The following is a 21,474-nucleotide window of genomic DNA, read 5'->3' as shown; positions in this document are numbered from 1 at the left end:
CGGATTAACGCAGGGCGGCGGTGATGCAGACCTCCACCAGGCATGCGGGATTGGCCAGCTTGGCCTCGACGGTGGCGCGCGGCGGGGTGTGGCCCTGGGCGACCCACTCGTCCCAGACGGTGTTCATGGCGGGGAAATTCGCCATGTCGGTGATGAAGATCTGGCACATCAGGATGCAGGACTTGTCGCTGCCGGCATCGGCCAGCAGGCGGTCGACGTGGCCGAGCACCTCGCGCATCTGGTCCTCGATGCCTTTCGAGGTGTCTTCGGCGATCTGGCCTGCCAGGTAGACGGTATCGTTGTAAATAGCGACCTCGGACATGCGTTTGCCTACGTGGAGTCGTTTGATTTCCATGGGTGTCTTTCTAAAAAAAATGGCTGTTCAGCCGATCAAAAATTCTCGCGCGATGGCGATCTGGTGGGCCTGGATGAAGGTCGGCGCGTGGCCGACACCCGGGATCTCGACGACGCGCGGGCGCGGCCCGCGGGTGGCCATCAGGGCCGCGGTCTCGCGCGACAGCAGGTCGGAGTGCTCGCCGCGCACCAGCAGGGTCGGGCAGCGGATCGCGTCGAAGGCGGTCCACAGCGAGGCCTCGTCGGCGCTGGCGCGCTCCGGCGTGAGGGCGCGGAACGGCTGGGCCAGGCCGAGGTCGTAGTGGCGCACCCACCGGCCGTCCGCATCCTGGCGCAGCACGTCGCTGCACAGCTTGTGCCACTCTTCCTCGGTGTGCGGCCCGAAGGACATCGACACCGTCTTCACGTACTCCGCCCCGGTGGCGAAGTCGGGAAAGCGCAGGTCCTGGCCGATGTACTCGGCGATGCGCTGCATCGCCGTCCCATCGAGCACGGGTCCGATATCGTTCAGCACCAGCCTCTGGATCGGGCTGTTGTCGAGCGAAGCCAGCACCATGCCGATCAGGCCGCCCATCGAGGTGCCGAACCAGTGCACCCCGTCGGCGTCGCCCGGCGCGGTGACCCGCGCCACCAGGGTCACCATGTCGGCCACGTATTGCGGGATGGTGTAGAACTCCGGATTGCGCAGCCGGTCGGACCGGCCGCGGCCGACCACGTCCGGGCACACCACCCGGTATTCGTCGCACAGGGCGCGCGCCAGATGGTCGAAGTCGTCGCCCACGCGGGTCACGCCGTGGACGCACACCAGCACCTTCGGATTGGCGGGATCGCCCCATTCCTTGTAGGCGACGCGATGCAGGCCCGCGGGCGAGCTGCATTGTACGGTTTTTAACCTGGCGTCAAACATCCTGCACTCCGTCATCACAAAATTGGGGTCTCTTCATCGCAGCGCACCATTTTACCGGGCGTTGCGATTACAATTCTACCAATTCCGAGGCAAGCTCTCCGATCACCTTCACAAGAGGACCCAATGAAATCCAGCATGTTAAGCGGCAAAACGGCTCTCGTCACCGGTTCGACCTCGGGCATCGGCCTCGGGATCGCCCGTACCCTGGCGGAACAGGGCGCCAATATCGTGTTCAACGGCTTCGGCGACGCCCAGCAGATCGAGAAGCTCTACACCGACATCGGCGCCGAATTCGGCATCCAGACCGCCTACCACAACGCCGACATGTCGAAGCCGGAGCAGATCGAGGCCATGATGCAGTTCGCCACCGACAAGTTCGGCGGCGTCGACATCCTGGTCAACAATGCCGGCATCCAGCACGTGGCCGCGGTCGAGGATTTCCCGGTCGAGCGCTGGGACGCGATCATCGCGATCAACCTGACCTCGGCCTTCCACACCACCCGCCTCGCGCTGCCGGGCATGAAGCAGAAGAACTGGGGCCGCATCATCAACCTGGCTTCGGTCCACGGCCTGGTCGGCTCGGCGCAGAAATCGGCCTATGTCGCGGCCAAGCACGGCCTGGTCGGCTTCACCAAGGTCACCGCGCTCGAAACCGCGCACACCGGCGTGACCTGCAACGCGATCTGCCCGGGCTGGGTCCTGACCCCGCTGGTCCAGAAGCAGGTCGACGACCGCGCCGCGCGCGAGAACCTGAGCAACGACGCGGCGCGCAAGGCGCTGCTGGCCGAAAAGCAGCCTTCGGGCGAATTCGTCACGCCGGAAGAACTCGGCGCGCTGGCGGTGTTCTTCTGCAGCCCGGCCGGCAACCAGGTGCGCGGCGTGGCCTGGAACATGGACGGCGGCTGGGCCGCCCAGTAAGACTCGCAGGATGGGCGCACCAGCCGCCCATCCAACCGGCATGACAAGCACGAGGAGGACATCCATGCGCACCCGGGCCAAGACCTTCGCACTGAGCACCCTCGCGCTGCTTGCGTCCCTCGCCCATGCGGCGGACGTCCCTCCCGCGCAGCGCAAGCCGGTCCTCCTGACGGCCGACCGGGTCTGGACCGGCGAAGGCGCGCCGCAGCGCGGATGGGCGGTGCTGGTCGCGGACGGCCGCATCGCGGCGGTCGGCCCGCTCGACAAGGTGCAGGCGCCGCCGGACGCGCAGCGCATCGACCTGCCCGGCAAGACCCTGATCCCGGGCCTGATCGACCTCCATTCCCACGTCCTGCTGCATCCCTATAACGAAACCGTCTGGGACGACCAGGTGCTCAAGGAGCCGGTCGCCTACCGCATCATGCTGGCCGGAAAGCACGCTGCGGCCACCCTGCAGGCGGGCTTCACGACCCTGCGCGACCTCGGTACCGAAGGCGCGGGCTATGCCGACGTCGGCATCAAGCGCGCCATCGACGAGGGCGTGGCGCCGGGACCGCGCCTGTTCGTCGCCACCCGCGCCATCGTGGCCAGCTACAGCTACGGGCCGTCCGAACGCGACTACCGTCCCGACATCGAACTGCCCTACGGCGCCCAGCCCGCGACCGGCATCGACGAAGCCGTGAAAGCGGTGCGCGAGCAGTCGGCGCGCGGCGCGGACTGGATCAAGATCTATGCCGACTACAGCACCGGCATCGGCGGCGCCACGCGCCCCACCTTCACGCTCGAGGAACTGAAGGCGATGGTGGCCGCCAGCCGCGTCACCGGCCGCAAGGTGGCGATGCACGCGACCAGCGACGAGGCGATCCGGATGGCCGTGCTGGCGGGCGCCGACACCATCGAGCATGGCTATGGCGCGTCGGAGGCGACGCTCAGGCTGATGAAGGAGCGCGGTACGGCCTACGTCCCGACCCTGACGGCGCCCGAGGCGATGGGCGAATACTTCGAGAAGCACGTGCGCGGCGGCGCCCCGACGCCGTCGATGCAGCAGTCGCAGCGCGCCTTCCGGCTGGCGCTGCGCGCCGGCGTCAGGATCGGCAACGGCAGCGACGTGGGCGTGTTCACGCATGGCGACAACGTGCGCGAGCTGGCCTGGATGGTCCGCCTCGGCATGACGCCGCTCGAGGCCTTGCGCGCGGCGACCTCGGTGGCGGCCGACATCCTGGGAAAGTCGAAGGAACTGGGACAGCTCAGGCCGGGGTTGCTGGCCGACGTGGTCGCGGTGGACGGCGACCCGACCGCGGACATCCAGGCCGTCGCCAGGGTCGCCTTCGTGATGAAAGGCGGCGCGATCCACCGGCAACCTTAGCGTTTTCTCATCCTTATGCGGGAACCCGCCCTCTCCACGGCGGGCGATTGGTGTTTACCCGCATGCGGATTTCCACAATAGCTGCCCTGCAGTGATTCAGCGAAGATGGCATCACCACCAACCTCGTTGAAGAGTTGTCATGAAAAAGCCATTCTATAAAATCCTGTATGTCCAGGTGCTGTTCGCCATCTTCGTTGGCGTGCTGCTCGGGGTGTTCTACCCCGAACTGGGTACGGCGATGAAACCTTTGGGAGACGGTTTCATCAAACTGATCAAGATGATCATCGCCCCCGTGATCTTCTGTACCGTCGTCGCCGGCATTGCCGGGATGCAGGACATGAAGAAGATCGGCCGCGTCGGCGGCAAGGCGCTGTTGTATTTCGAAGTCGTCTCGACCTTCGCCCTGGCCATCGGCCTGGTCGTCGCCAACCTGGTCAAGCCGGGCGCCGGCTTCAACGTCGACGCCGCCCACCTCGACGCCAGCTCGATCGCGCAGTACACCGCCAAGGCCCACAGCCAGAGCACGACCGACTTCCTCATGAACATCATCCCGAACACCTTCGTGGACGCGTTCGCCAAGGGCGACATCCTGCAGGTGCTCCTGATCGCCATCCTGTTCGGCTTCTCGCTGTCGCTGATGGGCGAGCGCGGCCGTCCGATCACCAAGCTGATCGACGACTTCTCGCACGTGATCTTCGGCGTCGTGAACATCGTCATGAAGGTCGCCCCGATCGGCGCATTCGGCGCGATGGCCTTCACCATCGGCAAATACGGCCTCGACTCGCTGCTGCCGCTGGCCAAGCTGATGGGTTCGTTCTACCTGACCTGCGCGCTGTTCGTGTTCGTCGTGCTGGGCTTCATCGCCAAGATGACCGGCTTCTCGATCGTCCGCTTCATCAGCTACATCAAGGAAGAACTGCTGATCGTGCTCGGCACCTCTTCGTCCGAAAGCGCCCTGCCGGCCCTGATGCGCAAGCTGGAAAAGCTGGGTTGCTCGAAGCCGGTGGTCGGCCTCGTGGTCCCGACCGGCTACTCGTTCAACCTGGACGGCACCAACATCTACATGACGATGGCGGCCCTGTTCGTGGCCCAGGCAACCAACACCGACCTGACCCTGACCCAGGAACTGACCATCCTGGCGGTGGCGATGCTGACCTCGAAAGGCGCATCGGGCATCACCGGCGCCGGCTTCATCACCCTGGCCGCGACCCTGGCCGTGGTGCCGACCATCCCGGTCGCCGGCATGGCCCTGATCCTCGGTATCGACCGCTTCATGAGCGAAGCCCGCGCCCTGACCAACTTCATCGGCAACGGTGTGGCGACGGTCGTGGTGTCGAAGTGGGAAAAGGAACTCGACACCAAGCGCATGGACGATGTCCTCCACGGCCGCGCACCGGTCGATGGCGACAAGGGCCTGCACGAAGTGCGCGAAGCTGCCTGATCCGACCTGCTCCCCAAAGAGACCGCGCTACGGCGCGGTTTTTTTTCGCCCCTCCCCCGATTAGACACCAAAGTCTAATCCCCCCTTCAGGGTCAGGTCTGTCATTCGGACACCGATCACACACCTTTGATCCATATCAAAACCTGATTTGTCTAATCCAATGCGTCAGCTGCTCGGCTCGTCGTTGTTTCGAGCAGATGGAGAGAGCCTGGACGGGAAAACGAGTGTCAGCAAATTCAACGACGTTCTGAAATATCGCAAGGCTTGGGCGTCCATGTCCGAATGACAGACCTGACCCTGAATGGTTGCCCCTGAATGGTAGGTGCGCGATACCAATCAGAATTTAGTAGACACATCTGTCTAGACCGATTAATCTAGAGGCTGGCCAAGACCAAGGAGGATGCCATGCCCCGCCCCACCGACGCCCCCAAGCCCACTCCGGCCGAACTCGACCTGCTGCAGGTCCTGTGGCCGCTCGGCTCCGCCACCGCCAAGCAGGCCCACGAAGAGATGCTGAAACAGCGTCCGGACGTGACCTACGCCACCGTGCTGCGCCTGATGCAGGTGATGCACGGCAAGGGCCTGCTGATCCGCGACGAGAGCGAACGCTCCCATGTCTACGCCCCGGCCCACGCCCGCGACGCCCTGCAGGGCAACCTGCTGAAGGACCTGATGCAGCGCGCCTTCGCCGGTTCCGCCAAGGCGCTGGTGCTGGCGGCGCTGAAGAGCGGCATCTCGAAGAAGGAGCGCGACGAGATCGAGCAGTTGCTGCGCGACGACAAGGACAAGCAATGAGCGCCGCCGGGGTGATCGCCGCACTGGGCTGGACCCTGCTGCACTTCCTCTGGCAGGGCGTGCTGGTCGGCTGCGCCACCGCGGTCTGCCTGGCGCTGCTGCGCAACGCCCGCGCCGAACAGCGCTACCTGGTGGCCTGCGCCGGCCTGTTCCTGTGCCTGGCCTGGCCGGCGCTCGACCTGGTCCTGCGCCTGCGGGACGGCGCGGCGGCGACAGGGGCCGCCGGCCTGTTCGCAGCCCAGGCCGAGGCCGCCGGCACGGCGGACGACGGGATCTGGACCACGCTGCTGCGCGAGCACCTGGCCGGCATCGTGCTGTGCTGGGCGCTGTGCGCGCTGCTGCTGGCGCTGCGCATGGCGATGGGGCTGCTGTGGATCAGGCGCGCCGCCAGGGACGAGGCCAGCGATCCGGCCTGGCAGGCGCGGCTGGATCGGCTGGCCGTCCGCTTCGACCTGACCAGGACGGTGCGGCTGCGCGTGGTCGCCGGCCTGGCCAGCCCGGTCACGGCCGGCTGGTGGCGCCCGGTCGTGCTGGTGCCGGCGGCGCTGGTGTCCGGCATGCCGGCCCACCTGCTGGAAGCCCTGCTGGCGCATGAACTGGCGCATATCCGGCGCCACGATTACCTGGTCAACCTGGCGCAGAACCTGGTCGAGACCCTGCTGTTCTACCACCCGGCGGTGTGGTGGATCTCGGGTCAGGTGCGTCAGGAACGTGAACACATTGCAGACGATTTCGCAGCAAGGATACTCGGCGAACCGCGGCGCCTGGCCCTTGCCCTTTCCGAGCTGGAGCGCATCCAGTTCTCAACCCACCACCTGGCGGTTCCCGCCAACGGAGGAGATCTTATGTTCCGCATCAAACGATTGGTTCGTCCCGATACGCAAGCATTGAACTGGAAAGCCGCGATTCCCCTGCTGGGTATCGCCGTGATGAGCACCGCGCTGTTTGCCCATGCCGCACCTGCACCGCAAACGACTGCCGAGCCCGATACCTATGCCAGCGTCGACTTCCCGAGCTGCAAGAAGCCGGTCTATCCGCACGAGGCACTCAAGTTGAAGCAGCAAGGCACGGTCGCCTTCGACTTCCTGGTCGGTACCGACGGCAAGGTCAAGGATTCGAAGGTCCTGGATTCGAGCGGTCATCCGGCGCTGGACGACGCGGCACTCACGGCGATCAGCAAATGCAGCTTCTATCCGGGACGCAAGGCCGGCCTGCCAGTGCAGTCCTGGGCCAAGGTCAAGTACGTCTGGTCGGTGGATTAAAAAAAAGCCCGGCAGGGACGCCTGCCGGGCTTGTCGAGCGGCCCCGGGCGGGCCGTCTTGTCGTTTACACCGCCGAGGTATCGAGTTCGCAGCCGGTCGCGGCCACGATCTGTTCCTTGTTCACGCCCGGCGCCAGTTCCACCAGCTTCAGGCCGGTCTCGGTCACGTCCATCACGCCCAGGTCGGTGATGATGCGGTCGACCACGCCCACGCCGGTCAGCGGCAGGTCGCATTTCTTGAGGATCTTGTGCGAGGTCGAGCCATCCTTGGCGGTGGCGACGTGTTCCATCACGACCACGACGCGCTTGACGCCCGCCACCAGGTCCATCGCGCCGCCCATGCCCTTGACCATTTTGCCGGGAATCATCCAGTTGGCCAGGTCGCCGCGTTCGGACACCTGCATCGCACCCAGGATCGCCAGGTTGATCTTGCCGCCGCGGATCATGCCGAAGGAATCGGCCGAGCTGAAGTAGGCTGAGCCCGGCAGTGCGGTGACGGTCTGCTTGCCGGCGTTGATCAGGTCGGCGTCGACCTCCTCCTCGGTCGGGAACGGGCCGATGCCGAGCAGGCCGTTCTCGGACTGCAGGAACACCTCGATATCCTGCGGTACGTAGTTGGCGACCAGGGTCGGCAGGCCGATCCCCAGGTTCACGTAGAAGCCGTCCTGCAGCTCCCGTGCCGCGCGCGCGGCCATTTCATCACGAGTCCATGCCATGTTCTGTCTCCGAATCGGTCTTGGTTAGGTGCGCACGGTGCGCTGTTCGATGCGCTTTTCCGGCGTCGGATTGTGGACGATGCGGTGCACGAAGATGCTCGCGGTGTGCACCTGGTCCGGATCGATCTCGCCGATCTCGACCAGCTTCTCGACTTCGACGATGCAGACCTTGCCTGCCATGGCCACGTTCGGATTGAAGTTGCGGGCCGTCTTGCGGAACACCAGGTTGCCGGCGCGGTCGGCCATGTAGGCCTTGACCAGCGAGACGTCCGGCACCAGGCTGCGTTCCATCACATAGTGTTCGCCGTCGAACTCACGGGTTTCCTTGCCTTCGGCGACAATGGTGCCGTAGCCGGTCTTGGTGAAGAAGGCCGGGATGCCGGCGCCGCCGGCGCGCAGCTTCTCGGCCAGGGTGCCCTGCGGGGTGAATTCGAGTTCCAGTTCGCCGGCCAGGAACTGGCGCGCGAACTCCTTGTTCTCGCCCACGTAGGACGAGATCATCTTCTTGATCTGGCGCGTTTCCAGCAGCTGGCCGAGGCCGAAGCCGTCGACGCCGGCGTTGTTCGAAATCGCGGTGAGGTTCTTCACGCCGGAATCGCGCAGCGCTTCGATCAGCGCCTCCGGAATGCCGCACAGGCCGAAGCCGCCCACGGCGATGGTCTGGCCGTCTTGGACGATGCCGGCCAGGGCCGACCGCGCATCAGGATAAACTTTATTCATACCCGTCCCTTTTATAGTTAAGCCCAAAAGCTCTTCTGTACCCCAGAAACCTCGAACAAGCTGCTGCGCGTTGCACTGTCGGCCTGCGAGGCTCGCTGTACTTCTCGTACAGCTGCGCTTCTCGGCCAACATTGCTGCCGCTCGCGACGCTTGTCCAAGCTTTCCTACAAGAGTAGATTCTCAGCATAAAATACAGGGCACCGAAGCACAATACCGTAGAACTACGGCCCCCACCTCGATGAACACAGCAGTCGATCTCCCCCAGATGAACCCATCATACGCCATCGATTACCAGATGATCTTCCAGCATGCCCCGGTCGGCATGTGCATCTCGGTCAACCGCGTGATCCAGGCCTGCAACGAGGCGCTGGCCGCGATGTTCGGCTACGAGCGCGGCCACCTGGACGGAAAATCGTTCTGCGTGCTCTATCCGACGATGGATGAATTCCTCAGGACCGGCGACCGGATCATCCCGATCATGAATGCCAGGGGGCGCTATTCGGACGAGCGCATCATGCGCCGCGCCAGCGGGGAACTGTTCTGGTGCCACGTGACGGGACGGGCGCTGAATCCGGCCGAGCCGCTGGGCGCGGGGGTGTGGACCTTCGAGGACGTGAGCGAGAAAAGGCCGGTGACGGCGGAGCTGACGCCGCGCGAACGCGAGATCGCGGCGCTGCTGGTGGAGGGCAAGACCAGCAAGGTGATCGCGCGCGAGACCGACCTGTCGCCGCGCACGGTGGAGATGCACCGGGCCAGCCTGATGCGCAAGTTCTCGGCATCGACCTCGTCGGAGCTGGTGCACAAGCTGGTGGGCGTGGCGAGGTAGCCCGCGCCTGCGGCTGCGAATGGGCAGCCGCGAACCCCGCTCTACTCAGCCGAAAGCAGCACCGCCCGCAAGGCCTCCGGCAAGGGCGCCGACTTCTCCGCCGCGAAATTCACCCACACCACCTTGGCCGCCCCTTCGGCATGCAGCGCCCCCGCCTGCCCGTCCGGCCCCACGAGACGGATCTCGTGCGACACCTCGACACTCGAGCGCCCCGGCGGCGCCACGAAGGTGCGCACCTCGATCTCGCCCGGATAGGTCAGCTGCTTCAGGAAACTCATCGAGGCATGCACGATCACCGGGCCTTCGCCGCGCGGATCGGGCATGCCGCCCACCTGCTCCAGCCACGCGATGCGGGCCGACTCGATATAGCGGAAATAATTGGTGTTGTTGACGTGACCCATCGCATCCATGTCACCCCAACGGATAGGCATGCGGATCGCATGCACGAACTTCCTGCTGCTCATTGCTTCCTTCTTGACTGCGTCTTTACTGCGCCGTCATGCCGTCGTCGGCAGTGATGATGGCGCCATTGATAAAATGGGCTTCCTCCGCCGCCAGCAGCAGCAGCAGCCCGTCGAGGTCTTCCGGCCTGCCCGGGCGTTTGCGCGGCAGCATCTCGATCAGCTTGCGCCCCTGCTCGGTATCGAAGTAATCCTCGTTCATCTCGGTCGCGATGTAGCCGGGGCAGATGGCGTTGACGTTGATGCCGTAGCGGCCCCACTCCACCGCCATCGCCTTGGTCATCTGCACCACGCCCGCCTTGCTGATGCAGTACACGCCGATCTGCGGCAGCACGCGCAGGCCCGCCACCGAGGCGATGTTGACGATCCGGTGCTGCTTGCGCGGGTCGCCCTTGGCGCGCGCGATCATGCGCTTGGCGGTCTGCTGCGCCATGAAGAAGGCGCCGCGCAGGTTGGTGTCCATGATGTAGCCATAGTCGTCCTCGGACACGTCCAGCAGGCGCTGGGTGCTCGAGACCCCCGAATTGTTCACCAGGATGTCGATCGGCCCGGCCTCGGTCTCGGCATGCGCGATCGCCGACTTGATACTGTCCAGGTCGGTCACGTCGAGCCGCACCACGTGCGCCGCGCCGCCGTCGGCTTCGATCTCGGCGCGCAGCTCCTTGAGCCGCTCGACGCGGCGCGAGGCCAGCACCACCTGCGCGCCCGCACCGGCCAGCGCTTTTGCAAACCGTGCCCCGAGACCGCTCGAGGCCCCCGTGACCATCGCAATCTTTCCTTCGAAATTGACTTCAATACCCACGTCGGCTCCCCACGTTGTCCCACGCATCGCTGTTGCGAAAGCATAATGATGTCACAAAAGCCCAGTATTAGATTGCCGCATCTAATATTGCCCGTAAAATGGCGGCAATAGTTGCAAACAGCGTTAAAAAACCGCACACTCGTGCTTAAATTTTTCTATCCTTATAAAAATTATGACTGAGGCAATCAACATTCTCGAACAATACGGACCGCGCGAAGCCATGGAATACGACGTGGTGATCGTCGGTGGCGGTCCCGCAGGCTTGTCCAGCGCGATCCGCCTCAAGCAGCTGGCCGCCGAAAAAGGCCAGGACGTGTCGGTCTGTGTGCTGGAGAAAGGCGGGGAACTGGGCGCCCACATCCTGTCGGGCGCCGTGATGGATCCGCGCGCAATCAGCGAACTGATCCCGGACTGGAAGGAAAAAGGCGCGCCTTTGACCACCGCGGTGACGGAAGACCGCGTGCTGTTCCTGACCGAGACCAAGTCCTACGCCACGCCCGGGTTCGCGATTCCGCCCGCGCTGAAGAACCACGGCAACTACGTGATCTCGCTGGCCAATGTGGTGCGCTGGCTGGGCCAGCAGGCCGAGAGCCTGGGCGTCGAGATCTTTCCCGGCTTCGCCGCCGCCGAGATCCTGTACCACGACGATGGTTCCGTGAAGGGTGTCGCCACCGGCAACATGGGCGTCAATCGCGAGGGAGAACCGACCGACGCCTTCCAGCTCGGCATGGAGCTGCACGCCAGGTACACGCTGTTCGCCGAAGGTTCGCGCGGCCACCTCGGCAAGCAGCTGATGGCGAAGTACGACCTGAACAAGGGCAAGGATCCGCAGACCTACGGCATCGGCATCAAGGAACTGTGGGAGATCGATCCCGCCAAGCACCAGCCCGGCCTGGTGATCCACACCGCCGGCTGGCCGCTCGACAACGCCACCTATGGCGGCTCCTTCCTGTACCACCTGGAGAACAACCTGGTGGCGGTCGGCTTCGTGGTGGGCCTGTCGTATGAAAACCCCTACCTGTCGCCGTACGAGGAATTCCAGCGCTATAAAACCCACCCGGCGATCCGCGGCACCTTCGAAGGCGGCAAGCGCATTTCGTATGGCGCACGTGCGATCACTGCAGGGGGTTTGCAATCCCTGCCGAAGACCGTGTTCCCGGGCGGCGCCCTGATCGGCGACGACGCCGGCTTCCTGAACACCAGCCGCATCAAGGGCAGCCATGCCGCGATCAAGACCGGCATGCTGGCGGCCGACGCCGCCTTCGAGGCGCTGGCTGCGGGCCGCCAGGGCGACGAGCTGACGGCCTACCCGGCCGCCTTCGAGAAGTCGTGGCTGCACGAGGAGCTGCACATCGCGCGCAACTTCAAGCCCTGGATGAGCAAAGGCCTGGTGCTGGGCACGATCATGGTCGGCATCGACCAGATCGTCTTCCGCGGCAAGGCGCCGTGGACCCTGCGCCACCATCACGCCGACCACGAATGCCTGAAGCCGGCCGCGCAGTTCAAGCCGATCGTGTATCCGAAGCCGGACGGCAAGCTGACCTTCGACCGCCTGTCGTCGGTATTCATCTCGAACACCAACCACAGCGAAGACCAGCCGGTGCACCTGACCCTGAAGAACCCGAGCATCCCGGTGGACGTCAACCTGGCGAAGTTCGCGGGACCGGAACAGCGCTACTGCCCGGCCGGGGTGTACGAGTTCGTGAAGACGGATGCGGGCCAGGACCGCCTGCAGATCAACGCCCAGAACTGCGTGCACTGCAAGACCTGCGACATCAAGGATCCGACCCAGAACATCGTCTGGGTGACGCCGGAAGGCGGCGGCGGCCCGAACTACCCGAACATGTGAGGCCGGGATGCGCAAACCGACGTCCCGTGCCTGCCACGCACTGCTGGCCTGCGCGCTGGCGGCCACAGCCCTTTCCGCGGCGGCGCAGGACGACCTGCGCACCGCCGTGCTGCTCAGCCATACCCAGACGGTCGAGCCGAATGTCACTTACCTCACCGCCAGCGGGCAGGCGCTGAAGCTGGACCTCTACCGGCCGGTCGCGCCAGGCGGGCAGCCGCTGCCGGTGGTGCTCCATTTCCATGGCGGCGGCTGGGTCGCCGGCAGCCGCGAGGGCACGGTGCTGGACGTGCTGCCCTGGCTGCGCATGGGCTTCGCGGTGCTCAATGTCGAGTACCGGCTGGCCCGGACCGCGCTGGCGCCGGCAGCGGTCGAGGACACGCTGTGCGCGCTGCAGTGGGTCGGCCTCAATGCCAAACGCTACAACCTCGACCTGGCCAGGGTCGTCACCACGGGTGGTTCGGCCGGCGGCCACCTGGCGCTGGCGACGGCCATGCTGCCGCCCGACTCGCCGTTCGCCAGCCAGTGCGCGGCCAACGAGCCGGCATGGAGCGGCCCGTACGTCAATCCCGCGCCGAAGGTCGCCGCCGTGGTCAACTGGTTCGGCATCACCGACGTGGCCGACATGCTGGAAGGGCCGAACATCCGCTCCTATGCGGTCGCCTGGTTCGGCAGCATGGCCGGACGCGCCGCGCTGGCGCGCTCGCTGTCGCCACTAACCTACGTGCGTCCTGGCGGCCCGCCGGTCTTCACGATCCACGGCGATGCCGATCCCATGGTGCCATACGCGCATGCGATGCGCCTGAAGATCGCCCTGGACAAGGCCGGCGTGCGCAACGCGCTGCATACCATCAAGGGCGGCGACCACGGCGGGTTCAGCCTGGACCAGCAGGTCGCCGCGTTCGAGGCTGCGCGCGATTTCCTGCGCGGTCTCGGCATCGTCCCCGCGCCGGGCGCGCCGCAGGCCAGCCGCTGACTTTGTCCGACTGATCCTACGGCAAGGGCGTCCGTGCTCCGATAGCCCTTGCACGCAGGAGGATTACCATCGAGTTTCCGTTTCAACAGCAAAGGAGACGAGTATGGCTGAAAACAAGGGCAAAGGCACGAAAGGCCGTAGTTACGATGAGCTGGGCGGCGTCGGCACCAGCGCGGCTGGCATCCATGGCGTGAGCGGCAACCTGAGCGACGACGTGCAGGACGACGTCGGCAATCGCCAGTCTGTCAGCCAGGGCAACCAGCAAAGCGACAGCGGACAACGCCAGCAACCAGGCCAGCAGCAACCGGGCCAGAGCCAGCAATCCGACCAGAGCCAGCAGTCGGGCAAGAAGCAGCAACCCGGCCAGAAGCAGCAGCCGGGCCAGAAACAACCGGGCCAGAACCAGCAGTCCGGCCAACAGAGCGGTAACCGCTAGCGGGCGCCGCAACCTAGACGTTCCAGCTCGGCGGCCGTCATCGGGCCGCCGAGCATGTATCCCTGCGCGTAATCGCAGCCCGACTCGCGCAGCAGCGCGCGCTGGACTTCGGTTTCCACGCCCTCCGCCACCACTTCCAGTCCCAGCTTGTGCGCCATCGCGATGATGGCCTCGCACAGCGCCAGTCCGTTCGCTTCGTGTTCGAGCGCCTCGACGAAGGCGTGGTCGATCTTCACGTAGTCCAGCTCGTAGCGCACCAGGTGGGCCAGCGACGAGTAGCCGGAGCCGAAGTGGTCGAGCGCCACCTGCAGCCCCATCGCGCGGTACGGACGCAGGCGCTCGATGACGGCGTCCATGCCGTCCAGCAGCACGCTTTCGCCGATCTCGATCACGATGCTGCGCGGCGCCAGTTCGAGCTGGCGCAGGAAATCCAGCCAGCCCTGGTACAGCTCCGGGTCGCGCCGGAACTGCACCGGCGACTTGTTGACGCTGACCTGGAAGGCCGGGTCGAAGGCCTGCTGCCAGCGCTGGACCTGGAGCGCCGCCTCGCGCAGCACCCAGTCGCCGATTTCCACGATCAGGCCGTTCGACTCGGCGAAGGGCATGAATTCGGCCGGCCGCAGCAGCCCGCGGCGCGGATGGCGCCAGCGCAGCAGCGCCTCGGCCTTGCGCACCGCGCCATCGCGCAGCGAGACGATCGGCTGGTACAGCAGCTCGAACTGGCCCTCGGCCAGCGCCACGCGCAGGTCGGCGGCGATCGCCTGGCGCGCCAGCGAAGCCTGCTGCGCGCCGCTGGTGTAGTAGCTGTAGCGGTTGCGCCCGGCATGCTTGGCGACGTACATCGCCTGGTCGGCGCGCGCCATCAGGTCGCCGATCGCGGTGGCGTCCGCCGGGTACAGGGAAATGCCGATCGAGGCCGAGACCTCGGCCTGCTGCCCGCCCAGCTCGAAGGGCGCGACCAGGGCGTCGACGATGTCCTGGGCGATCCGGTCGACCGCCGCGATCCGGTCCAGCCCGGACAGCACCACGGTGAATTCGTCGCCGCCGAGCCGGCCGATGCTGTCGGAGCCGCGCACGCAGGCGCCGATGCGCTGGGCCGCCTCGGTCAGCAGGAGGTCGCCGGCGGCGTGCCCGAGGCGGTCGTTCACTTCCTTGAAGCGGTCGAGGTCGATGAACAGCAGCGCCAGGAAGGCGGCGCCGCGGTCGGCGCGCCGGATCTCCTGGCCCAGGCGGTCCATGAACATGTGCCGGTTCGGCAAGCCGGTCAGGTCGTCGTAGTTGGCCTGGTGCCAGATGCGCGCGGCCGCCGCGCGCTGGCGCGTGACGTCGTGGATCAGGGCCAGGGCGCCCAGGTAGCGGCCGGCGGCGTCGAACAGGGGATTGATCGCCACGCAGGCCCATAGTTCGTCGCCGTCGCTGCGGATGAACTTGAAGTCGTAGCGCCGCACCTCGCCCTGGCGACGGCGGCTGATGTTCCGTTCGAGCAGGGTCCTGCCCTCGTCGTCCATGAAGCGCGCCACCGGCTGCTCGATCATCTCCTCGATCGCATAGCCCAGCAGGGCCGCCATGCGCGGATTGACGAAGGTGGTGCGCCCGAACGCGTCGACTTCCCACACGCCCTCGTCGGCGCAGTGCACGATGCGGCGGAAGCGCTCCTCGCTGCGCGCCAGCGCGTCGATGGGGTCGCCCGCCAGTTCGCCGACCACGCGGCAGGCCCGGGTGCCGACATCGAAACTGCCGCGCAGGCTGACCTCGGTGAGCGCGCCGCCGGCGCCGCACAGGCTGAGCTCGCAACGCGCGCCGGGCAGGCCGGCCATGGTCCCGGCGACGAAGCCGTCGAAGCGTTCGCGGTGCGCCTCGAGCACGAAGCCGCGCAAGGCCTGGCCGGTCGCCACGCTGCGCGAGACGCCCAGCAGCCGCGCGGCGGCCAGGTTGAGGTGCTGGATCGTGCCGTCGGGAGCGAGCAGGAAGAAGCCGAAGGGGGCGAGCAGGAACAGGTCGTTGTAACCGGCGGTGGGTTGCGCCGGCGGCGAAAATACGGCGCCGCCGCCCGGCAGGCGGGGCGCCATGGTGGCAAAACCTGGTTCTTCCCCTGAAACGGTAGCAGGAAGGTGCAGCCGACCCGGGCCGAATTCCATTACTCCTCCGCCGTTTATTTCCAACAGTCAGTATTTAGAAAAGACTAACACTGGCTGTTGCCGCTGTCGAGTACTGTTGTAACAATGCAATGACAAATTCCTGCAACAGGGGACAGCTCAGCGGCTCAGGTGGGCGCGGTTCAGGCGCTGCTCGGCGCGCCGCTGGAGGAATTCGAAGAACAGGCTCAGGCACCAGTAGATCACGGCCGCCGCGATATACAGCGGCAAGGGCTGGAAGGTGGTCGCGATCACTTCCTTGGTGGCGAGCATCAGCTCGGTCATCGTGATGACCGAGACCAGCGAGGTGTCCTTGATCAGGCTGATCAGGGTATTGCTCATCGAGGGCACCGCCACCCGCAACGCCTGCGGCATGACGATGTAGCCCAGGGTCTGCCAGTAGCCCAGCCCGAGGCTGAAGCTGGCGCGCCACTGCCCTTCGCTGATGCTGCGGATCGCGCCGCGCAGGCTCTCGGACAGGTAGGCGCCGGCGTTGAGCGACAGCGCCAGCACGCCGGCGGTCACCGGGGTGAATTCGATGCCGACGCTGGGCAGGCCATAGTAGATCACGAAGATCTGCACCAGCAAGGGCGTGCCGCGCATGACGCTGACATACAGCGAGGCCGGCAGCCGCAGCAGGCGCCATGGAGCGATGCGCATCAGCGCGACCGGCACGCCGAGCGCCAGTCCGCCGATCATCGAGGCGACGGCGAACAGCAGGGTATAGCCGGCGCCCAGGAGCATCACCGGCGCCGCTTCCTGCAGCAGGGCGATCAGCTCCACGGCCCGCCCGCGTCGGGCGTCGGGCGGGCCGCGCTGGCGACGCGCGCCCTCACTTCGGTTCCTGGCTGGCGTCGGTGCCGAACCACTTGATCGAGATCTGCCTGAGCGTGCCGTCGGCGCGCGCATCGTTCAGGATCTTGTCGATGGCGGCCCTGAACTGCGGATTCCCTTTTTTGAAGGCCACGCCCATGCGTTCGACCGCGCCCACGCGCGGACCGGCCTTGATCGGCAGCTGCGAATTCTTCAGCAGGTAGGCCACCATCAGGCTGTCGTTGAGGGCGGCGTCGATGCGCCCGAAGGCCAGGTCCTGCAGGTTCTCGGGCGCGGCCGGATAGCTCTTGACCTGGACGCCCGCCACGGCCTTGGCCTGCTGCTCGAACACGCTGCCCTGCCCCACGCCGACCTTGCGGCCCTTCAGGTCTTCCAGGCTGGCATAGGTGGCGCGCTCGTTCTTGCGCACGATGAGCTGCGGGCTGGAGTAGGTATACGGCACCGAGAAGTCGAAGGCCTGCTGGCGCTTCGGCGTGATGCCGACCTGGCTGACGATGACGTCGTACTTGCCGGCGGCGAGGCCGGCCAGGATGGCCGACCACTCGGTGGTGACGAAGTCCGGCTTCACGCCCAGCTTGCCCGCCACCAGGCGCGCGACATCGACGTCGTAGCCGGCCAGCTGCCCGGTCTTCGGATCCTTGAAGTTGAACGGCGGGTAGGTGCCTTCCATCGCCACGCGCAGGGTGCCGCGCGCCCTGGCGTCCGCCAGCAGCTCCGCATGCGCCGGCGCGGCCAGGGCCGCCATGCTTGCGGCCAGGCCGAGGACGAGCGCGGCGCGCCGTCCTGTGTTCGTCACATGCTTGCCCATCGATTTTCGCTCCGTACAACGTGAAGCTGACTTTATAACCGAAAACCGGCGCGGGTGACTAGGGCCCGTCCGCTTGGCCCCATGCGATCAGCCGCGCAACGCGATCCGCTTCTGCTCGCGCGCCGAGCGGTACACCGCTTCGATGATGCGCATGTCGCGCAGGCCTTCCTCGCCCGGCACGATGGGCTCGCGGTTGTAGAGCACGCACTGCGACAGGTGGTCCAGCTGGGCCGCCCACTGGGTCGCGCCCGGTCCCGGCGCCGGCGTGATCTCGGTGCCGCGCCCGTTGCCGACCCACAGCCGGTTGCCGCGGTAGCCGGTGCCGGGTTCGAGTTCGATCCGCCCCTTGTCCCCCATCAGCAGAATGTGGTTCTGGTTGGCGCTGTACATCGACATGCAGGAACCGATCACGCCCGAGGGGAATTCGAGCTGGAACTCGATCATGTCCTCGACCTCGCGGAAGCGCGGATCGCTGCGGTCGGTCTGCTCGCGGGCGTACACGGCGACCGGCTCCTCGCCCGTCATGTAGCGCGCCGCCTGCAGGGCGTAGATGCCGATGTCCATCAGCGAGCCGCCGCCCGACATCGCTTTCCTGAGGCGCCAGGCGTTCGGATTCCCGGTAGTGAAGCCGTGCTCGGAACGGAAGTAGCGCAGCTTGCCGATCTCGCCGGCGCGCGCGCGGCGGATGGCTTCCAGGTTGTAGGGCTCGAAATGGCAGCGGTAGCCGATCATCAGCTTCTTGCCCGCCCGGCGGCAGGCGTCGATCATGGTCTCGCATTCGCTCGACGACATCGCCATCGGCTTCTCGCACAGCACATGCTTGCCGGCCTTCGCCGCGCGCACCGTGAACTCCGCATGCATGAACACGGGCAGGCAGATGTAGACGATGTCGATCTCCGGGTTGTCGCGGATGCTGTCGAAGTTCTGGTAGTTGTAGATGTTCTTTTCCGGGACCCCGTATTCGCCCGCGACTTTCCTGGCCTTGGCCGCGTCGCCGCTCACCAGCGCGACCAGGCGGCTGTCCTGGCAGTGCTGGAACTGCGGGATGATCACGCCCAGCCCGTAGCCGCCGAGGCCGACGACCGCATACCCCAGCTTGCGCCCGGGCGGCTGCGCCCATGCGGAAGCACCGACCGCGGACGCCCCGATGGCGCCGGCGGCGGCAAGAACAAGACCACGCCGATTCAGATCAATCATCTCCAACTCCTGTCATCCGTTATTGTGTCGTCGCCGGGCACGCGGGGGCTAGTGGGTCACTTGGCTCGGCTCCTTAACAAGGATACAATCCTTTAACATAAAATGATAGCGGTAACACCGAAACTTTTTCCACACCCAAGAAAACGGATTGCGTCCATGACCCGAACTCCCGCCTCCCTGCCCTTGATCCTCGCCGCCCTGCTTGCCCTGGCCACCCAGTCCGCCGCGGCGGGCGCCGTTTCCTGCACCGGCAAGGCGCCGTCGGGCGAGCTCAGCGCGCAGCGGGTGGCCGCCGCGTCGCCGTCGCGCGGCGAGCCCGGACTGTACGAAGGCCCGGTGTGGATCGGCGACGCGCTGTATTTTTCGGACTTCAGCTTCGGCCGGGGCTTCCCGTCGCGGGTGCGCAAGCTGGCCGCCGACGGCAGCGTCAGCACGGCGATCGAGGACAGCGGCAGCAATGGCCTGGCGGTGGACGCCGAAGGCCGGCTGGTGGCCGCCACCCACAAGTACAAGGCCCTGTCGCGCTACACCCTCGACGGCAGGCGCACCACGCTCGCCGCGCGCCATGAGGGCGAGGTGTTCAACTCGCCCAACGACATCGCGATCGCCCGCGATGGCACGATCTACTTCACCGATCCGGACTGGCAGAAGGCGGCGGCGCCGGGCGGCCAGCCGATCACCGGCGTGTACCGCGTCGGGGTCGACGGCAAGGTCACGCTGGTGGATGGCGCGTTGCGCAACCCGAACGGCATCGGCCTGGCGCCGGCCGGCGACGTGCTGTACGTGAACGCGGCCGACGGCGTCCTGCGCGCCTACCCGGTCGCCGGCGGCGTGCCGCGCCAGGGCCGCAGCCTGGTCACCGGGCTGGATGGCGCGGACGGCATGACGCTCGACTGCCACGGCAACCTGTACGTGACCGAGCATGGCGCGCGGCGGGTGCGCGTGTTCTCGCCGCAGGGCCGGCAACTGGCGACGATCCGCGTGGACGCCAATGTCACCAACGCCGCGTTCGGCGGCGCCGACGGCAAGACCCTGTACATCACCGGCGCGGGCGCGCTGTGGCGGGTGGTGCTCGACGTCACCGGCTCGCCCTACTGATATGTATCGAGTTTCCATGGACAGGACTGCCCGGCCTCGCTACGCTGGGGCCTCGATTCCCCACGTCCGGACCTGTCCATGCGCCCTTCCTTGCACCGCCTGCGCGTCGTTGCCGCCCTGATCCTCGCCCTTCCCGCGGCCTGCCTGGCCGCGGCGCCGCCCGCGGCCGACCACCACCAGCACCTGTTCAGCCCGGGCATCATCGCCCTGATCGATGCGGGACCGACGGGACCGCAGACGATCGACGCCAAGGACCTGCTCGGCCACCTCGACAGCGCGGGCATCCGCCGCGCGGCCGTGCTGTCGGTCGCCTACATGTACGGCCGGCCCTCGCGCGTGATCGAGGACGAGTATGCCAGGGTGAAGGCGGAGAACGACTGGACCGGCGCCCAGGCCGCGAAGCACCCGGACCGCCTGCGCGCGTTCTGCGGCTTCAATCCGCTGAAGGAGTACGCGCTGGCCGAACTGGAGCGCTGCGCCGCCGATCCGCATCTGCGCCACGGCATCAAGATGCACTTCGGGAATTCGGACGTCCAGCTCGAGAACCCGGCCCACATCGCGAAGCTGAAGGAAGTGTTCCGGGCCGCCAACCGCCACCGCATGGCGATGGCGATCCACCTGCGCGCCTCGATCTCGCTCAAGCGCCCCTACGGCGAGGCGCAGGCGCGCGCCTTCCTGCAGGAGCTGATGCCGCAGGCGCCGGACGTGGTGGTGCAGATCGCGCACTTCGCCGGCGCCGGGCCGGGCTACGAGGATCCGCCGGCCAACGAGGTGATGCGCGTGTTCGCCGAAGCCGCGGCGCGGCGCGATCCGAACACGCGCCAGCTGTGGTTCGACGTGGCCTCGATCGCCACGCCCGACATCACGCCGGAGCAGGCGCGCGAGATGGTGCAGCGGATCCGCCAGGTGGGCGTGGACAAGGTGCTGTTCGGGTCGGATGCGGCGACGCCGAACAACATGAAACCGAAGGAGGCCTGGGCCGCGTTTGCGGCCTTGCCCTTGACGGAGGAGGAAATCAAGCGGATCGGGGGAAACGTGGCGCCGTATTTGCGGTGAACGCCCGGGCTGACTCGGCGCTGCGTAACCCGGGTTCTCGCGAAGCCGGGAACCCGGGTTCGCCGCGCAGACTTAGCGCAACCGTACAGGCACCACCATCAAGCCTTCCCGCACCACCAGCGCCGCCTCCGCGAAATGCGGCGGTCCGAACCTCCCCCTGGCCTCCCGGCTGAATCCATACTTTTCCTTCGGTATCCCCAGCACATTCCGGTCCAGCTGTTTATTCCCGTTCTCGTCCTGGTAGGCCAGCACCGCCCACGCGCCCGCCGGCACGTCCTCGATCACGATCACGGTCTCGCCCTCCTGCGCCGGCGCCGAGGCGGTGTACAGGCACTGCTTGAGGAAGCGTTCCTTGTCGCATACCGCGACGTTCACCGTCCCCTTGCCGCCCGCGACCGGCGCCACGCGCACCTCGATGCTCGCCGCCGAGGCGGCCGTCAGCGGCAACACCAGCGCGCAGCACAGCGCGCTCCTGGTCAATACGTGCATGGAACCCCCTTTGAACTGGTCTGTCGCGCCCG

General features: G+C 66.5%; 22 protein-coding genes. 11 read left to right on the top strand and 11 right to left on the bottom strand.

Annotation, left to right across the window (positions count from 1 at the left end):
* Positions 1–4: 4 nt before the first annotated feature.
* Together H162_RS0104505 and H162_RS0104500 are read right to left on the bottom strand one after the other, a co-directional pair.
* Entirely contained in the window at positions 5–355 is a 351-nt protein-coding gene (locus H162_RS0104505; RefSeq protein ID WP_026354216.1) for a RidA family protein, read from the bottom strand.
* A gap of 27 nt (positions 356–382) precedes the next feature.
* On the bottom strand, positions 383–1,261 hold the full coding sequence (locus tag H162_RS0104500) for an alpha/beta fold hydrolase (protein WP_020652257.1): 879 nt from the start codon (positions 1,259–1,261) through the stop codon (positions 383–385).
* A gap of 135 nt (positions 1,262–1,396) precedes the next feature.
* On the opposite strand from H162_RS0104500, the gene H162_RS0104495 reads away from it, so the two are divergent.
* The 5 genes from H162_RS0104495 to H162_RS0104475 all read left to right on the top strand — a co-directional run bounded on the left by H162_RS0104495 (position 1,397) and on the right by H162_RS0104475 (position 7,043).
* Positions 1,397–2,179, top strand: coding sequence for a 3-hydroxybutyrate dehydrogenase (locus H162_RS0104495; protein ID WP_020652256.1), 783 nt, complete (start codon positions 1,397–1,399; stop codon positions 2,177–2,179).
* Positions 2,180–2,243: 64 nt separating this feature from the next.
* Entirely contained in the window at positions 2,244–3,545 is a 1,302-nt protein-coding gene (locus tag H162_RS0104490; RefSeq protein WP_020652255.1) for a metal-dependent hydrolase family protein, read from the top strand.
* 139 nt (positions 3,546–3,684) lie between these two features.
* Entirely contained in the window at positions 3,685–4,986 is a 1,302-nt protein-coding gene (locus H162_RS0104485; RefSeq protein WP_020652254.1) for a dicarboxylate/amino acid:cation symporter, read from the top strand.
* Between the two features lie 405 nt (positions 4,987–5,391).
* Positions 5,392–5,781, top strand: coding sequence for a BlaI/MecI/CopY family transcriptional regulator (locus tag H162_RS0104480; RefSeq protein ID WP_020652253.1), 390 nt, complete (start codon positions 5,392–5,394; stop codon positions 5,779–5,781).
* Complete coding sequence (locus H162_RS0104475) at positions 5,778–7,043, top strand: M56 family metallopeptidase (protein ID WP_026354214.1); 1,266 nt, start codon at positions 5,778–5,780, stop codon at positions 7,041–7,043. The genes H162_RS0104480 and H162_RS0104475 overlap by 4 nt, the downstream gene beginning before the upstream one ends.
* 64 nt (positions 7,044–7,107) lie before the next feature.
* Here the strand turns inward: H162_RS0104475 and H162_RS0104470 are convergent, their stop codons facing one another.
* Together H162_RS0104470 and H162_RS0104465 are read right to left on the bottom strand one after the other, a co-directional pair.
* Positions 7,108–7,758, bottom strand: a complete 651-nt coding sequence (locus H162_RS0104470) for a 3-oxoacid CoA-transferase subunit B (RefSeq protein WP_084676928.1) — start codon at positions 7,756–7,758, stop codon at positions 7,108–7,110.
* A 24-nt stretch (positions 7,759–7,782) separates the two neighbouring features.
* Positions 7,783–8,478, bottom strand: a complete 696-nt coding sequence (locus H162_RS0104465) for a CoA transferase subunit A (RefSeq protein ID WP_020652251.1) — start codon at positions 8,476–8,478, stop codon at positions 7,783–7,785.
* A gap of 265 nt (positions 8,479–8,743) precedes the next feature.
* Here H162_RS0104465 and H162_RS0104460 point away from each other — a divergent pair, with 265 nt between their 5' ends.
* A complete protein-coding gene (locus H162_RS0104460) occupies positions 8,744–9,304 on the top strand; it encodes a PAS and helix-turn-helix domain-containing protein (RefSeq protein WP_020652250.1) in 561 nt (186 codons plus the stop codon).
* A 41-nt stretch (positions 9,305–9,345) separates the two neighbouring features.
* Here H162_RS0104460 and H162_RS0104455 read toward each other — a convergent pair whose 3' ends face one another.
* Both H162_RS0104455 and H162_RS0104450 read right to left on the bottom strand, forming a co-directional pair.
* Positions 9,346–9,768, bottom strand: a complete 423-nt coding sequence (locus H162_RS0104455) for an acyl-CoA thioesterase (protein ID WP_020652249.1) — start codon at positions 9,766–9,768, stop codon at positions 9,346–9,348.
* A 22-nt stretch (positions 9,769–9,790) separates the two neighbouring features.
* Positions 9,791–10,594, bottom strand: coding sequence for an SDR family oxidoreductase (locus H162_RS0104450; RefSeq protein ID WP_371846841.1), 804 nt, complete (start codon positions 10,592–10,594; stop codon positions 9,791–9,793).
* 145 nt (positions 10,595–10,739) lie between these two features.
* Here H162_RS0104450 and H162_RS0104445 point away from each other — a divergent pair, with 145 nt between their 5' ends.
* From H162_RS0104445 to H162_RS0104435, 3 genes are all read left to right on the top strand, one after another.
* On the top strand, positions 10,740–12,416 hold the full coding sequence (locus tag H162_RS0104445; protein ID WP_020652247.1) for an electron transfer flavoprotein-ubiquinone oxidoreductase: 1,677 nt from the start codon (positions 10,740–10,742) through the stop codon (positions 12,414–12,416).
* A 7-nt stretch (positions 12,417–12,423) separates the two neighbouring features.
* The gene (locus H162_RS0104440; RefSeq protein ID WP_020652246.1) at positions 12,424–13,389 is read left to right on the top strand and encodes an alpha/beta hydrolase; all 966 of its coding nucleotides are present in this window, start codon (positions 12,424–12,426) and stop codon (positions 13,387–13,389) included.
* A gap of 103 nt (positions 13,390–13,492) precedes the next feature.
* A complete protein-coding gene (locus tag H162_RS0104435; protein WP_020652245.1) occupies positions 13,493–13,825 on the top strand; it encodes a hypothetical protein in 333 nt (110 codons plus the stop codon).
* Here the strand turns inward: H162_RS0104435 and H162_RS0104430 are convergent.
* From H162_RS0104430 to H162_RS0104415, 4 genes are all read right to left on the bottom strand, one after another.
* A complete protein-coding gene (locus H162_RS0104430) occupies positions 13,822–15,894 on the bottom strand; it encodes a putative bifunctional diguanylate cyclase/phosphodiesterase (RefSeq protein ID WP_020652244.1) in 2,073 nt (690 codons plus the stop codon). The genes H162_RS0104435 and H162_RS0104430 overlap by 4 nt on opposite strands.
* A gap of 186 nt (positions 15,895–16,080) precedes the next feature.
* Entirely contained in the window at positions 16,081–16,743 is a 663-nt protein-coding gene (locus tag H162_RS0104425) for an amino acid ABC transporter permease (protein WP_020652243.1), read from the bottom strand.
* A 49-nt stretch (positions 16,744–16,792) separates the two neighbouring features.
* On the bottom strand, positions 16,793–17,602 hold the full coding sequence (locus H162_RS0104420) for a transporter substrate-binding domain-containing protein (RefSeq protein WP_020652242.1): 810 nt from the start codon (positions 17,600–17,602) through the stop codon (positions 16,793–16,795).
* Positions 17,603–17,689: 87 nt separating this feature from the next.
* Entirely contained in the window at positions 17,690–18,799 is a 1,110-nt protein-coding gene (locus tag H162_RS0104415) for a Gfo/Idh/MocA family protein (RefSeq protein WP_020652241.1), read from the bottom strand.
* Between the two features lie 156 nt (positions 18,800–18,955).
* Between H162_RS0104415 and H162_RS0104410 the strand changes: the two genes are divergently transcribed.
* Together H162_RS0104410 and H162_RS0104405 are read left to right on the top strand one after the other, a co-directional pair.
* Positions 18,956–19,897 carry an SMP-30/gluconolactonase/LRE family protein gene (locus H162_RS0104410; RefSeq protein WP_040786398.1) on the top strand — a complete coding sequence of 314 codons (942 nt, stop codon included), beginning with the start codon at positions 18,956–18,958 and terminating at the stop codon, positions 19,895–19,897.
* Between the two features lie 78 nt (positions 19,898–19,975).
* Positions 19,976–20,953, top strand: coding sequence for an amidohydrolase family protein (locus H162_RS0104405; protein WP_040786396.1), 978 nt, complete (start codon positions 19,976–19,978; stop codon positions 20,951–20,953).
* Positions 20,954–21,025: 72 nt separating this feature from the next.
* Here H162_RS0104405 and H162_RS0104400 read toward each other — a convergent pair whose 3' ends face one another.
* Positions 21,026–21,442, bottom strand: a complete 417-nt coding sequence (locus H162_RS0104400; protein WP_040786395.1) for a DUF2141 domain-containing protein — start codon at positions 21,440–21,442, stop codon at positions 21,026–21,028.
* Between the last annotated feature and the right edge of the window lie 32 nt (positions 21,443–21,474).

The organism is Massilia niastensis DSM 21313, from assembly GCF_000382345.1.
Lineage (GTDB): Bacteria > Pseudomonadota > Gammaproteobacteria > Burkholderiales > Burkholderiaceae_D > Telluria > Telluria niastensis.
The sequence above is the reverse complement of the archived record's forward strand: the minus strand, read 5'-3'. Positions and strand labels throughout refer to the sequence as shown.

Bases quoted from the DNA above. Each gene is read 5' to 3' on its own strand.
- H162_RS0104505 (WP_026354216.1), bottom strand. From the start codon at position 355: ATGGAAATCAAACGACTCCACGTAGGCAAACGCATGTCCGAGGTCGCT.
- H162_RS0104500 (WP_020652257.1), bottom strand. From the start codon at position 1,261: ATGTTTGACGCCAGGTTAAAAACCGTACAATGCAGCTCGCCCGCGGGC.
- H162_RS0104495 (WP_020652256.1), top strand. From the start codon at position 1,397: ATGTTAAGCGGCAAAACGGCTCTCGTCACCGGTTCGACCTCGGGCATC.
- H162_RS0104490 (WP_020652255.1), top strand. From the start codon at position 2,244: ATGCGCACCCGGGCCAAGACCTTCGCACTGAGCACCCTCGCGCTGCTT.
- H162_RS0104485 (WP_020652254.1), top strand. From the start codon at position 3,685: ATGAAAAAGCCATTCTATAAAATCCTGTATGTCCAGGTGCTGTTCGCC.
- H162_RS0104480 (WP_020652253.1), top strand. From the start codon at position 5,392: ATGCCCCGCCCCACCGACGCCCCCAAGCCCACTCCGGCCGAACTCGAC.
- H162_RS0104475 (WP_026354214.1), top strand. From the start codon at position 5,778: ATGAGCGCCGCCGGGGTGATCGCCGCACTGGGCTGGACCCTGCTGCAC.
- H162_RS0104470 (WP_084676928.1), bottom strand. From the start codon at position 7,758: ATGGCATGGACTCGTGATGAAATGGCCGCGCGCGCGGCACGGGAGCTG.
- H162_RS0104465 (WP_020652251.1), bottom strand. From the start codon at position 8,478: ATGAATAAAGTTTATCCTGATGCGCGGTCGGCCCTGGCCGGCATCGTC.
- H162_RS0104460 (WP_020652250.1), top strand. From the start codon at position 8,744: ATGAACCCATCATACGCCATCGATTACCAGATGATCTTCCAGCATGCC.
- H162_RS0104455 (WP_020652249.1), bottom strand. From the start codon at position 9,768: ATGAGCAGCAGGAAGTTCGTGCATGCGATCCGCATGCCTATCCGTTGG.
- H162_RS0104450 (WP_371846841.1), bottom strand. From the start codon at position 10,594: ATGCGTGGGACAACGTGGGGAGCCGACGTGGGTATTGAAGTCAATTTC.
- H162_RS0104445 (WP_020652247.1), top strand. From the start codon at position 10,740: ATGACTGAGGCAATCAACATTCTCGAACAATACGGACCGCGCGAAGCC.
- H162_RS0104440 (WP_020652246.1), top strand. From the start codon at position 12,424: ATGCGCAAACCGACGTCCCGTGCCTGCCACGCACTGCTGGCCTGCGCG.
- H162_RS0104435 (WP_020652245.1), top strand. From the start codon at position 13,493: ATGGCTGAAAACAAGGGCAAAGGCACGAAAGGCCGTAGTTACGATGAG.
- H162_RS0104430 (WP_020652244.1), bottom strand. From the start codon at position 15,894: ATGGCGCCCCGCCTGCCGGGCGGCGGCGCCGTATTTTCGCCGCCGGCG.
- H162_RS0104420 (WP_020652242.1), bottom strand. From the start codon at position 17,602: ATGGGCAAGCATGTGACGAACACAGGACGGCGCGCCGCGCTCGTCCTC.
- H162_RS0104415 (WP_020652241.1), bottom strand. From the start codon at position 18,799: ATGATTGATCTGAATCGGCGTGGTCTTGTTCTTGCCGCCGCCGGCGCC.
- H162_RS0104410 (WP_040786398.1), top strand. From the start codon at position 18,956: ATGACCCGAACTCCCGCCTCCCTGCCCTTGATCCTCGCCGCCCTGCTT.
- H162_RS0104405 (WP_040786396.1), top strand. From the start codon at position 19,976: ATGCGCCCTTCCTTGCACCGCCTGCGCGTCGTTGCCGCCCTGATCCTC.
- H162_RS0104400 (WP_040786395.1), bottom strand. From the start codon at position 21,442: ATGCACGTATTGACCAGGAGCGCGCTGTGCTGCGCGCTGGTGTTGCCG.